At 59.1% G+C, this 12,618-nt stretch carries 8 protein-coding genes and 1 pseudogene; 2 read left to right on the top strand and 7 right to left on the bottom strand.

The annotated features are described in order from the left end of the window. Positions 1-832: 832 nt before the first annotated feature. The 7 genes from FCL40_RS18205 to FCL40_RS18180 all read right to left on the bottom strand — a co-directional run bounded on the left by FCL40_RS18205 (position 833) and on the right by FCL40_RS18180 (position 8,828). Positions 833-1,681, bottom strand: coding sequence for a DNA ligase (locus FCL40_RS18205; protein ID WP_136854698.1), 849 nt, complete (start codon positions 1,679-1,681; stop codon positions 833-835). 167 nt (positions 1,682-1,848) lie between these two features. Then, positions 1,849-3,309, bottom strand: coding sequence for a DUF7467 domain-containing protein (locus FCL40_RS18200; RefSeq protein ID WP_136854697.1), 1,461 nt, complete (start codon positions 3,307-3,309; stop codon positions 1,849-1,851). Between the two features lie 160 nt (positions 3,310-3,469). Next, positions 3,470-3,634, bottom strand: a complete 165-nt coding sequence (locus FCL40_RS18630; RefSeq protein ID WP_169307180.1) for a hypothetical protein — start codon at positions 3,632-3,634, stop codon at positions 3,470-3,472. Between the two features lie 78 nt (positions 3,635-3,712). Next, positions 3,713-5,344, bottom strand: a complete 1,632-nt coding sequence (locus tag FCL40_RS18195) for a sigma-54-dependent Fis family transcriptional regulator (protein WP_136854696.1) — start codon at positions 5,342-5,344, stop codon at positions 3,713-3,715. Positions 5,345-5,715: 371 nt separating this feature from the next. Beyond that, on the bottom strand, positions 5,716-6,048 hold the full coding sequence (locus FCL40_RS18190) for a cytochrome c3 family protein (protein ID WP_136854695.1): 333 nt from the start codon (positions 6,046-6,048) through the stop codon (positions 5,716-5,718). 14 nt (positions 6,049-6,062) lie between these two features. Then, positions 6,063-7,259: a DcaP family trimeric outer membrane transporter gene (locus FCL40_RS18185; protein ID WP_169307179.1), complete on the bottom strand. Its 1,197-nt coding sequence runs from the start codon at positions 7,257-7,259 to the stop codon at positions 6,063-6,065. A 57-nt stretch (positions 7,260-7,316) separates the two neighbouring features. Next, the gene (locus FCL40_RS18180; RefSeq protein ID WP_136854693.1) at positions 7,317-8,828 is read right to left on the bottom strand and encodes a flavocytochrome c; all 1,512 of its coding nucleotides are present in this window, start codon (positions 8,826-8,828) and stop codon (positions 7,317-7,319) included. A gap of 548 nt (positions 8,829-9,376) precedes the next feature. Between FCL40_RS18180 and FCL40_RS18175 the strand changes: the two genes are divergently transcribed. Both FCL40_RS18175 and FCL40_RS18170 read left to right on the top strand, forming a co-directional pair. After that, positions 9,377-11,107 (top strand): class I SAM-dependent methyltransferase, encoded by a 1,731-nt coding sequence (locus FCL40_RS18175; RefSeq protein WP_136854692.1) that lies wholly within the window; start codon positions 9,377-9,379, stop codon positions 11,105-11,107. 523 nt (positions 11,108-11,630) lie between these two features. After that, positions 11,631-12,491 (top strand): annotated as a pseudogene (locus FCL40_RS18170) (IS481 family transposase); the annotation flags it as partial. Between the last annotated feature and the right edge of the window lie 127 nt (positions 12,492-12,618).

The raw sequence follows: 12,618 nt of genomic DNA, 5'->3' as shown, positions 1-12,618 counted from the left end.
GCGTGCCGAACGTGTCGGTGTGGTTGTCGATACACACCCGGCGGCAGTGGCAACGAAGCACTTCACTATCCACACGCACCATCGTCTTCCTGGCGCACGCCAGGAGCCAGCGTCTTTGTACTCGGGCCAAGCAAAGCCACTGGATACCCTCATTCGCGGGCATGACTGTGCTTGGAGAAGCCGAACAGGCATGAACTGGAACGGAGCGTGCCGAACGTGTCGGTGTGGTTGTCGATACACACCCGGCGGCAGTGGCAACGAAGCACTTCACTATCCACACGCACCATCGTCTTCCTGGCGCACGCCAGGAGCCAGCGTCTTTGTACTCGGGCCAAGCAAAGTCACTGGATACCCGCATTCGCGGGCATGGCGGTGCTTGGAGAAGCCGAACAGGCATGAACTGGCACTGCGCGTGCCGAACGTGTCGGTGTGGTTGTCGATACACACCCGGCGGCAGTGGCAACGAAGAGCTCCCCGTCCCTTACGCACCATCGTTACCCCGGCGAAGGCCGGTGCCCAGTGGCTTTGTGCTCATGCTTGAAAAAGACCCTGGATACCGGCGTGCGCCGGCATGACGGTGCTTGGGGAAGCCGAACAGGCATGAACTGGCACTGCGCGTGCCGAACGTGTCGGTGTGGTTGTCGATACACACCCGGCGGCAGTGGCAACGAAGCACTTCACTATCCACGCGCACCATCGTCTTCCTGGCGAACGCCAGGAGCCAGCGTCTTTGTACTCGGGCCAAGCAAAGCCTCTGGTTACCCGCATTCGCGGGCATATCGGTCACTGTGCGCCTTGCCTTAGGTCAGGAGCCCGTTGAACGACTTATCCGCTACAACATCGGATGCGGGCGCAGGTAGCGGGCGAAGCGCGGAATGCCGCGCTCGGTATGGCCGTTGTACCTGAAGGTGATCACCGAGCCGATGGCCGGTGGATTTCGGCGGTCGGCATCGCTGAATCCGGAGCCGATGCGAAACCTCACGCCATCGGCAGTTTCCACTACTATCGAGCCCATCATCCCGGTGTATTTGCCTCTGCCTGGTTGATGGCTTATCACTACGGCCTCGGCGTCGGCGTGGAGCTTGTACTTGACCAAGTTGTCGCTGCGCCCGGGCAGATAGGGCTGGTCCCTATGGTGCAGCATCACTCCTTCGCCACCGGCCTGGCTGATCCGGGCCAAGGCGGCCCGCAGCTCGGACTCATTGAGAATCGGCCGCTGGGCAATCACCCTGATGTGGGGCTGGCCAATGCTCCGGGTGAGGGCCTGAAGTTGCCGGTAGCGTTGCCAGAAGGGCAGGGCTGAGCCCGGCAGGTCGAACAGCTGAAACTGCACCTGCCGCCAGCCCTGTTCATCCGGCACCTGATCCCTGACCACCGAGAGCAGGGATTCGAACTGACCCCGGCCTATCCACAGCTCCCCGTCCAGCGCCTCGGCCGGCAGGCTCTCCACGAACCAGCCCGGAGCCTGGATGACGTTGCCGCTGCGGCTCAGCAGCTGGCTGCCGGTCCAGTAGGCGCGGACACCATCGAGCTTCTCGCTCATCAGGTACCGGCTGAGATCCAGCTGGGCGTGGTAGTCATTGGCCAGCATCAGGTTGGGTTCCTGGGCGCCGGCGCAAAAGGGGTAGTGACCAAAGGCGACGGCCAGCCCCAGGGCCAGGGCCAGAGAGTGGCGCTTCATAAGACCTCCTTGTCAGCTGCGGCCCTCCTATCCCTGAAGGCCTGACAGTCAGTGTAGCCGTGGCGCCGGGCGGCTTGGCATACAGCAGCCATCTCTCAATGGTGGAGGGGCGATTGTCTGCATCTCGGAAAGTTGGGCGGCGCCCTGGATGGGCGCCGCCGGGGCCGTCAGTCGCGACCGCACTGGTCGCCCTGGACAAAGCTCTGCAGCACCAGCGGGCCAAACTGGTCGCCGGTATTCAGCGGCAGTGAGCAGGAGGTGTGGATATCCAGGGTCTGCATGGTGCCGTTGACCTGCAGAATCAGCTTGGTCTGTGGTGGCAGCCGACCGGCGCGGCCGCCTCTGCCATCGGCGATCACGGTGACGGCGCCACCCAGGGACACCGTCGGGGTGGTTACCATGATGTCTCGCTGCATGGTCTCCAGATCGAACTTGTGGTTGAAGGTAGTGACGTTGACCGGTTCGGCGAAGTTCAAATTGCCCAGGCACTTAAACTCTTCGCCCTGGTCGTTATCTGAGGCGGCACAGCTGCCACCGACATAGGTGAAGGTCAGCTGTTTGGGTCGGCATTCACAGGCGCTCTCCACCGGTTGAGGGGTCGACAGTCCCGCGGCCAGCCAGACGAAGGAGGCCGGATCGATGCTCTTGGAGCCGTCCGGGTTGAGCACGGTCAGGGGATCCACATAGGGGTCGGTCTGTGACAGGATCTCCACCTCGACGTGGTCGGCCCCGGCAGGGATGGGCACCATCTTCAGGTAGTCGTCCCACTCGTCGCCGCGGTTGCTCGTCAGCGCATCGGCGTCGCGGATCTCATCGGCCGGATCGTCTCCTGGGCGTATCACCACCACCGAGGGACGGTCGCTGCCGGTCTGGCCGCTGCCCTCGACGCTGGCGATGAACATCGACAGGGCGGCGAAGCGCTCAACCCCCGCCGGCTCAAACTGGAAGCGCACCGGCACAGTGGAGCCCAGGGTCTCGGAGAACTTGGCGGTGCCCGGGTAGTTGCGCTCCCACCAGGCGGCGTCGTGGCCGTCGAGCAGTTGCACGCCGTCACCGGAATCGTCCGAGTAGATCAGCAGGATGCCGGCACCGTTACGGCCGTCGTCGCCGAAGTTGGGATCGGGCAGGGCGATCTGGTCCAGGCCGGAGATCAGCAGGGTGTTGCTGCCAGGTTGAATCAGGTTGAGATCGGTGATGTCGGCACGAATGGTGGCGCTGTAGGCGTTGTAGAACGCCAGGTCGGGCGAGCCGCCGAAGCCCTCAACGTACTCGCCGATCACCTGGCCGGTGACCATGTTGGCGAAACCGTCGCCCATGCGCTCCACGTCGATATCGACATCGTAGGCGGTGTCCTCGTCAAACACCTGCCAGTAGAGCAGCACCCGCTCAATGGTTTCGCCCGGGTTCAGGTCGATGGTGATGCTGCCGGGAAGTTCGGGCAGGGTGTGCAGGCCGGTTCCTGAGATACGAATCTTGTTGCCGTTCAGCTGGGCGTCGATGATCGCCTGGCTGCCGACGGCCGGAAGCAGCATCTCGTTGCCTTCGGCAAGCAGGGTGGCGCTGAATGTGAGGGAAAGCAGTGTTGCCGTCAGCGTTAGCTTATTCGTTCGTGGATGCGCTGGTTTCATAGCAAACTCCTGTCGCTGGGGATTTACCCCGGTCATCGGGGAGATAAGGAGTATAGGCAGGAAACCGCGCAACCTAGGGACGGTGGCGCTGCAACTAGGGACAAGTGGACCTTACAAACAGGGAAAGGCACTGCATAACAGTGCCTTTCTTTGTCACTGCTCAGGCAATAATTTTTGAGGTGATTCGGTCTTCGGTGCGTCGACCGGTCAGGTGGCGGCGATCGCCCTTCTCATCTTCGAAACGAACTTCGCCGCGGCGCTCCATATGGCTGCGACGATCCTTCTCCCGGCGCTCTCGGTCACCGGCTTTTTCCCCATGGCTCATGGATGGCTCTCCTTCAGTGATCCTAATTAAGTTATAGGAGAGCGACACCCATTCAGCCAGCGGGTCTCTCAGCCGAATCTACTCGCTGTCGTACTCTTTGAGCTTGCGATAGAGGGTCGCCAGGCTCATGCCCAGCTGTTCGGCGGTCAGAGTTTTGTTGTTATTGAGTTTTTTTAGTGAAGACAGGATGTGGTCACGCTCGATGTCGTGCAGCGCACGTATGCCATGGATGGTCGAGGGCTTGCACTCGGTTTGGGCGATCTCCTCGGGAAGATCCTCGGGCATGATCTGGGTGTGCTTGCCCAGCACCACGCAGCGTTCGATGGCGTTCACCAGCTCGCGCACGTTACCGGGCCAGGGGTAGCTGAGCAGCAGGTCAGCGGTCTTATGGTGAAAGCCGGTGAACTCCCGCTCCATCTCCTCGTTGAACCTGGCCAGGTAGAAGCGGCTGAGCGGCAGGATATCCTCGGTTCGCTCGCGCAGCGGCGGAATCTGGATCTCAATCACCTTGAGCCGGTAGTAGAGGTCCCGGCGGAAGCGACCGGCCTCCACTTCCCTCTCCAGATCCTTGTTGGTGGCAGAGATCAGCCGGATGTCTACCGGCACCGCCTGGGTATCGCCGACCTTTCGGACTTCGCGCTCCTGCAGCACCCTGAGCAGCTTCACCTGCATCGACAGGGGCAGGTCGCCTATTTCATCGAGGAACAGGGTGCCGCCATGGGCTGCCTCGATGAGGCCGGTCTTGGTGTGGTCGGCGCCGGTGTAGGCGCCCTTCACATAGCCGAACAGTTCCCCCTCGATCAGGCTTTCGGTGAGTGCGCCACAGTTGATGGCCACCAGGGGCCTATCGCTGCGTTTCGATTCCCGGTGGATCAGCTGCACCAGCTTGTCTTTGCCGACCCCGCTCTCTCCGGTGACCAGAATGGAGGAGGACACCTTGGCCACGCTCTGTGCCATGTCGATCAGGCTGTTCATCGACGGGCTGTTGGAGATCGGCAGGGCTTTGTCCAGGGTGCGGTTGGGGATGGCGGGGGTCACCACCGGGGCGCTGCGCAGCAGCAGCTCACCGTCCCACTTCAGTACATCGTACAGCTGTTCACGAATGCTCTCTGCGGTCATGCCGTTGAAGTATTTCAGGAAAGGGGTTATCTCGCCGCCCCACTCCTCCACATACCTGCCCACTAGGTGGCAGTGGGCATCCCCCTTGGCCTGGCACTCCTGCTCGATGAAGTAGACGGTTTGCCCCTCCACGTTGGAGACATAACCGCTGGCGAAGCCAATGTTTTCCCAGCAGGCGACCTCCTTGGCTTGGCCGAAGATACGCAGGTGCTGCTCAGCTTCGTAGCTGCCGGTAAAGAAGCTCTCCACCAGAGGCTTGCCATCTTTGCCATCGGTGCGCTTACTGCTCAGTACCTCGCCAAAGCCGTACATGGAACAGATCATCGGTCCCAATTGCCCCTGCTTGGCATCGGCCCAGGCTTCGGGAAAGTGGCGCTTGAGGCGCTCCCCGGTGAGCCAGCCCCGGGCGAAACCGGCACGGGTGATGATGGTTCGGGTGGTTTCCACTCCTAAGGAATTGATCAGTTCCAGCTTATGAGCGCCGTGGGACAGAATATCGCTGAGCAATACCCGTTGTCCGAGGAAGCTCATTGAGCCCCCCTGGGGACGAAATGACAGTAGCTCTCTGAGATCCAGTTGCGAGGTATTCACGATAGTGTTGACCATCTATTAGGGGTGGGACCAATGTAGCGAGAAGCGAGGGAATTTCCTGTGATCCGGTGGCGAAATGACGGCCTGCGGTTGCGATTGCTGCATAAACTGTGAAGGTTGCCATAGGGCTTACGGCGCGGGGACGACAAGCTGTATCTCCTGAGGTGGGAAAGTGATGGACGGGTCGAGAAAGGGTATTTTGTTTGCGCCGAATCGGCAGGGGGAATTATCCTTGATTAGTTGGAAAGATGAAGGAAATTAAAGTTTTTATGGGTTGGTATCTTTTTTCTCCCTCATAACCTAAAGGCACAAAAAAAGGCCGGAAACCTCAACGTCCGGCCCAGGATGCAAAATGATTATGGTGCCATGGGCTAGGGCACGTTGAATTCAAAGTCGTGGCAATTGGCGCAGTAGTTTTCCGACTCCTCATGCTCAAAGTGGCAGTTTTCGCACTCCAGTTTTACCCCGTAGTGGGGGGAGTCGTGTTTGTCGGGGGCGCCGTGGTAGTCACTCTTTTGCTCCGGCAGGGCGTGGCAGTTCAGGCACTGCTCCATCCCCACCGGCTCAAACGGGGCCGACTGGTGGCAACTCTTGCAATTGAGCCCCGCCTCCTGGTGATGCGGCTTGATGGCGTTGGCGGCGGTCACCTGGGCCCCGGTCATGGCCACCATCATCCCCAGGGCGAGCGCGGACAGTCTGATCATGATGTTCCCCCGTCTTAGAAGCTGTACTTGATGTAGGTCTGGAAGCGGGTCATGTCCCCCTTCTGACCGGCCATGTTTTCAACCTCGCCCGACATCACCCCCAGGGCATACTGCAGGTTGCTGTCGATGTTCCAGTAGAGGTTGCTGTGCCAGGAAAACGCCTCGTGGTTGGCGGCGCCGGTCAGCACCCCCTGTTCAAACCCCTCCTCGTCCTGTTCGGAGTAACCGGCGCCGATGCTCCACAGCAGATTGTCGCTCAGCGCCAGGTTGATGCCCCCCATGATGCTCTTGTACTTGACGGTTTCCGTGGTGTGGTCGGCAGAGATGCCGGCGCCGGCGTTGAACCCCAGGCCGGCGTAGCGGCCGATGCCGTCGCCCACCATCAGGCCGAGCACCGCCTTGTGGCCGTTGCCGAACTTCAGGGTGCCGTTGACCGCCAGGCCATAGCCCATCTCGGACTGGCCATCGAGCTCGAAGCGGCGGATCAGTGCCCGGGGAGAGAGGGTGACCCGCTTGTTGGCGTAGAAGTACTTGATGACGGTGTCCGGCAGTTTGTCATCGGAGAGGTTGCCGCAGTTGACCAGGGTGGCTGGTCCGGCCTGACACATCCCCAGGGTGGGGTTTTCCAGGCTGACGGCGACATAGTGGCCGGGGCGCAGATCGTACTGGTAGCGGACCTGGGGCTGACGCACGAAGCTGTTGCCCGGGTCGGTGGAGAAATCCATGGAGGGCAGGCTGCCCGCCAGATCCATGAAGTTGGACCAGGTCTGGCCGGTCAGCAGCGAGTGCTGGCCGTTCTGCAGTTTTACGTAGGCGTGGCGGATGCGAAAGCCGTTGCTGTTGGACCAGGTGGGGCTGTCGGCGTCGATGTCGGCAAAGAAGTCCCCCTCAATGTGGGAGGTGAGCTTGCCGTAGTGGGTGTCGGAGCGGGTCTTCAGGAACACCCGGCTCTCCCTCGCGGTCATCTGCAGGTCGCTGCGGTCGGCGTTGGGGCTGCCGTCGATGGGGGTGGAGTAGACGCTGTACAGGTGGCCGTTGAACGGCGCGGTAATGGTGCCGTCATGGTCGTAGATGGCGGTCAGCTTGGCGTAGCCGCCTAGGGTGACCTGGGTGTCGTTGACGTCGAACTCCAGCGCCTGGGCATGGAAGCCGGCACACAGCAGGGGCAGCAGGCTGGCGCTCAGGCCAACGAACGATGTGGTGTGTTTCATCATTTCTCTCCAAAAGGGGCTGGCTTGCCCGGAAGGCCCGGGCAAGCCCAGGGGCGCTTAGGCGTTGGCGGCGTTCCTGCCGGCGATGCGGCCAAAGACGATGCAGTCGGGAATGGCCACGGTGCCGAGGCGGCAGGCGCCGTGGGTGCCGCCGGTGATCTCCCCGGCGGCAAACAGGCCGGCGATGGGCTGGTGGGTGCTAATGTCCAGCACCCTGGCCTCGGTGTCGATCTCGACTCCGCCCATGGTGTGGTGGGCCTTGGGCCAGAAGCGGGCGGCGTAGAAGGGGCCGTCGCTGATGGGCTGTTGGCCCATGCTCAGGGGCTTATCGAACTCGGTATCCTTACCCTCGGTCACGAACCGGTTGTAGCGCCCCACCTGGGCCAGCAGCTCGTCGCCGGGGATCTGGTAGAAGGCGGCCAGCTCCTGGAGGCTGTCGAACTTGCGCACCACCTGGCGCTCCAGCAGCTTGCCCATCACGTGGGCGGCGGGCTTGGTCCCCGCGGCGTCGCACAGGCAGATGGCGGGATGGCCGGTCTTGATGATGGCGTCGGCCCGGACCTTGCGGTCGGCCAACTCGTTGACGAAACGCTTGCCGGTACGCGGGTCGACCATCAGCCCGTGGGGGTAGGCGGCATAGGCGGCGAAGATTGGCGCCAGACCGAAGCCCTTCTCATCGGGGGAGGCCCAGGGGCCCAGCTGGATCCAGGAGAGCTGCACCGGGTTGGCGCCCAGGCGGATCAGCTCCTTCAGGCACTCGGAGGTGGCGCCCTTGTGATTGGTGGTGGCCAGCTCCTCGGTCAGGCGGGGATCCTGGGTGCTGCGGTAGGCCACGTCGGCGGCAAAGCCGCCGGAGGCGACCACCACCGCCTTGTTGGCCTTGAGGAAGCGCACCTTTTTGGAGTCCTCCTTGCCCTGGCGGTAGTTGCGGATCACCTCCAGGCCCACCACCCTGTCGGTATCGTCCATGATCAGCCGCTTGACGTAGATCTTCTTCTGCATCGGTACGCCCAGAGCTTCACACTTGGCCAGCATCGGCTGCACAAAGCCGGCGCCGGACTGGATGGTGGTGGTGTGGGTACGGGGCACTGAGTGGCCGCCGAAATGGGCCAGGGTATCCTTGAACTTCACCCCCAGGTAGTCGCGGCACCACTCGAAGGCGTCGTTGGAGCGTTCGGCCACCATCCGTGCCTGTTCCGGGTAGTTCAGGCCCAGGCCCGCCTGGTACATGTCGGCCAGCATGGTCTCTACCGAGTCCTTCACGCCGTGGGCGCTCTGGATGTCGCTGCCCACCACGGCCATGCCGCCACCGTTGATGATGGAGTTGCCGCCGGGAACCGGCATCTTCTCTAGCACTACCACGCTGGCGCCGGCGTTCTTGGCCTCGATGGCCGCCGACAGGCCGGCGAAGCCGCTGCCGATGACGATGACGTCGAAGGTTTCATCCCAGTTGGCGGGCAGGGCGCTGCCCTCTTTGGCGTTGGCCAGCCCGGCCAGGGCCAGGCCGGAGGTGGCGGTGGCCGCGCCGGTCATCTTGAGGAAGTTTCTGCGAGTTACGTGTTTTTTCATTATTAGCTCCTGAAGGGGTGTGATGTTGTTTGTGTCGATTCACATCGGAGTTACTGCAGAAGCTGTGCCAGCGAATGGCTGCTGATTAAATTATTGATAGTAAAGGGATAGTGTTTTCATAATGAGATCTTCCGTCATCAATCTGAGAACCGCTTTTTCAAAACGACAGGGTAGGGCCAGAGGAAAACCTTGAAGGGGATCAAAGGCTGAAAGAGCTTCGGAATCGACGGGGCACGGGGGATCGAGTCGGCGCCAGCCAGGAGGCTGTGACACTGCCAGTGACGGAGATAAGGTGGAAGGGACTGGGGCATAAAAAGACCCGGCCACAAGGGACCGGGGGGATTCTGAGTGCGAGGAACGCTAAGGGTGACGTCACCCTTTTAGCCTAGTCGCGGTTGTGCGTCGGTGTGCGTCCCGGTGGTAACAAGGTGTTGCTGCATCTAGGTTGAATTTGTGCGCTTATATTTGCTGTAAGTCACTGGGTGATGGTGCTAAATGCCGTAGATTGGTGGGGTGACTCACCCGTGCTCTTTTTCGGATCTCAAGGAATGGATGCCTCAACTGCCGAGTTTTACGAAACTCATGCCGATGAACTGGTCAAAACCTATAACGCATTGTCGTTCAGGCAGGTTCATAAGGCGTGGCAAAGATTCTGGCCGGACAAGAATTGCCAAGGCCTGTTTGCGTTAGACATTGGAGCAGGCAGCGGCCGAGACGCCAAATGGCTGGCTGAGCGAGGTGCGCAGGTTGTGGCGGTGGAGCCAACCAAGGCTCTTAAAACCTTTGGTGAGTTCAATACCAGAGAGTTGGCGGTCAACTGGATCAGCGACACCCTGCCAGGATTTACTGAGGTCACTGGGTTAGGGATGCGGTTCGATCTCATTCTGGCCAGCGCGGTGTGGACGCACATTGCCCCCTCTGAGCGTTCCCGAGCCTTTCGTAAGATGGCTAACCTACTCAAGTCAGGCGGGCACCTGATTATCTCCCTGCGCCATGGCAAGTTTAATGATTCCCGCGTCGGTTATCCTGTCTCAGTAGAGGAGTTGGAAAAACTCTCAAGACACCATGGGCTGGTACTGAAGAAGGCTACTGATAAAACGTGCGATGAGTTGGGCCGCAGCCAAGTGAGTTGGCAGACCGTGGTCCTAAGCAAGCCCAAGGATGGCAGTGACAATCTGGCGACCATTCGCCATGTGATCCTCAACGACAGCAAATCGGCCACCTACAAGCTGGCTCTACTAAGGACCCTCCTTCGAATTGCCGATGCACACCCGGGCTGTGTCCTCGATCGTAGCGATGGTAAGGTGGCCATTCCTGCAGGGTTGGTGGCGCTGTACTGGGCTCGCCAGTTTATGCGCTTGTGTAACATCGGCGGCCTGCATCAGCACCCCATGACCAACGCCAGGCTTGGTTTTATCAAAAAGGGCTGGCATGCATTGACACAGTGCAATCTCGGTCCGGACGATTTGATGGTGGGGGCCATTCTCAACGAGGAAGAAGCGGAAATCCTAAAGTTGGCCTTTCAGGACGTACTGAAAACCATCAAGGAGGGACCGGTCACCTTCACTTATCGAGGCGATCGCGCCCAGCCCCTATTTGCCGTGGAGCGGTGCATCTATCGAGGCCAGGGGGCGGTACTGCTCGATAACGAGTACTTCGCCAGCTACGGAAACTTCACGCTGGAGGAGAGTCTGTGGGACTGCTTGCGGGTCTACCACAGCTGGATTGAGCCACTGGTGACTCAGGAGTGGGTCAGAGAGATGCGCCGCTACAAGTGCAACCAAGAGCAAGAGTTACGCACCGAAAACCCGGTCACTCTGGGTGATTACTATGAGCACCTGAAATGGGTGGATGCGAAACACGATACGAGTGCCATACGGGACAAGATGGTGTCTCTGCATCAAGCGGGATACCCGCTGAAGAGCGTCTGGAGTGGTCAGTCGATGACGCCACAGAGCGCCCACGTCGATCACTGCCTTCCCTTTGCCCATTGGCCTAACAACGATCGCTGGAATCTGCTGCCCGCAACGGCCAGAGAGAACACCAGCAAATCCGACAAACTGCCTAATTCAAAACGCTTGAGCCAGTCACGTTCAAGAGTACTTGAATGGTGGGAAGCGGCTTTCGCTGAGGACGGAGAGCGCAATCAGTTCTTTGCTCAAGCACAGCTATCACTGGCCAGCTTGCCTTCCGGCTGCCGGGAGTTTGAATCTGTCTATGAGGCCTTAGGATTGCAAACGGCTGGGCTTAAGAGTCGTTTGTTGCTGAGAGAGTGGTAGGAGAAATTGCCCGTTACAGCCAAATGGATTGGACTTAATAAGAGCAGTGATAAAGGAGTATAGCTATGAGTACATTGGGTAAGTGGATTTCGCTATTAGTCTTTGTGTGGTCAACCCAACTTGTTTACGCCAATGAAGGGCAAAACACCGAGCGACAGCAATCATCGACGCATTTGTCATATTTGCAGCCATTGACTGAGATTAATTTTGGGTCAAAAGGGGATTTTGGTAAACGGCTCATTGTGGCCCAAAAGTGCTGTAAGATTTGCAAAAAGGGCAAGGCTTGCGGGGACAGTTGCATTAAGAAGACTTACACCTGCACCAAGTCTAAAGGCTGTGCATGTGATGGCTGAATTGGCTTGGTGATGGATTGTGATTCACAAAAAAGGCGAAGCGGTTACTAACCGGCTTCGCCTTCTGTGGGTTAGTTCAGATTTCACCTGACACTTCGGTTTGAAAAACTGAGGGTTACCAACTTTGATTGATTGTGACCAAACATTCAACAAAGCAAAAGGTAACCCTCATGATTCAGAGTAACCAACGCATCATCAAACACAAGCTCGGTTTGCTGAATTTAGCGGAAGAGCTGGGCAACGTATCCAAGGCCTGCAAAGTAATGGGTCTGTCTCGAGACACCTTCTATCGCTACAAATCCGCCATGGAGAACGGTGGTGTAGAAGCACTCATCGATAAATCACGCCGCAAACCAAACATCAAAAATCGAGTGGATGAGGTCGTTGAACAGACTGTGGTGGAGTACGCCATTGAGCAGCCTGCCCATGGGCAAGTCCGGGTCAGTAACGAACTCCGTAAACGAGGCGTATTTGTCTCAGCAAGTGGTATCAGAAGCATTTGGCTCAGGCATCAGTTGGAGAACTTCAAGCTGCGTCTGAAGGCGCTTGAAGCCAAGGTGGCTGAGGAGGGAATTGTTCTAACCGAAGCTCAGGTGACAGCACTTGAGCGCAAGCAGCACGATGATGAAGCCTGTGGTGAGATAGAAACGCATCATCCTGGCTACCTGGGGTCGCAAGATACCTTCTACGTCGGCACGCTCAAGGGCGTTGGCCGGGTTTACCAGCAAACCTTCGTTGATACCTACTCCAAGGTGGCCTGCGCCAAGCTGTACACCACCAAAACGCCTATCACAGCAGCTGACCTGCTCAATGATAAGGTGCTGCCGCTGTTTGCCGAACATGGTCTACCGATGCTGCGGATTTTGACCGACCGGGGCACTGAGTACTGCGGGAAGGCAGAGCAACACGATTACCAGTTGTACCTGGCCATCAATGACATTGAGCACACCAAGACCAAGGCTCGTTCGCCGCAGACCAATGGCATCTGTGAGCGGTTCCATAAAACGATATTGCAGGAGTTCTACCAGATCTGTAGTGGTCAAGTAAAACTGGCCACGGTTTTATGAGCAAACCAGAACTGTCGTTCTGATTCATTCGGAGTCAGTCCACCGTTGTATTGGTGGGGTCTGTGATTGCTGTAATAGCTCACAATGTAAT

The sequence above is a fragment of the Ferrimonas sediminicola genome (assembly GCF_005116715.1).
In the GTDB taxonomy this organism is placed as follows: domain Bacteria; phylum Pseudomonadota; class Gammaproteobacteria; order Enterobacterales; family Shewanellaceae; genus Ferrimonas; species Ferrimonas sediminicola.
The sequence above is the reverse complement of the archived record's forward strand: the minus strand, read 5'-3'. Positions and strand labels throughout refer to the sequence as shown.

What these genes read in the sequence shown, in the direction of transcription:
- FCL40_RS18205 (WP_136854698.1), bottom strand. Translation starts at nt 1,681, where the DNA reads ATGAAGCGCCACTCTCTGGCCCTGGCCCTGGGGCTGGCCGTCGCCTTT.
- FCL40_RS18200 (WP_136854697.1), bottom strand. Translation starts at nt 3,309, where the DNA reads ATGAAACCAGCGCATCCACGAACGAATAAGCTAACGCTGACGGCAACA.
- FCL40_RS18630 (WP_169307180.1), bottom strand. Translation starts at nt 3,634, where the DNA reads ATGAGCCATGGGGAAAAAGCCGGTGACCGAGAGCGCCGGGAGAAGGAT.
- FCL40_RS18190 (WP_136854695.1), bottom strand. Translation starts at nt 6,048, where the DNA reads ATGATCAGACTGTCCGCGCTCGCCCTGGGGATGATGGTGGCCATGACC.
- FCL40_RS18185 (WP_169307179.1), bottom strand. Translation starts at nt 7,259, where the DNA reads ATGAAACACACCACATCGTTCGTTGGCCTGAGCGCCAGCCTGCTGCCC.
- FCL40_RS18180 (WP_136854693.1), bottom strand. Translation starts at nt 8,828, where the DNA reads ATGAAAAAACACGTAACTCGCAGAAACTTCCTCAAGATGACCGGCGCG.
- FCL40_RS18175 (WP_136854692.1), top strand. Translation starts at nt 9,377, where the DNA reads ATGGATGCCTCAACTGCCGAGTTTTACGAAACTCATGCCGATGAACTG.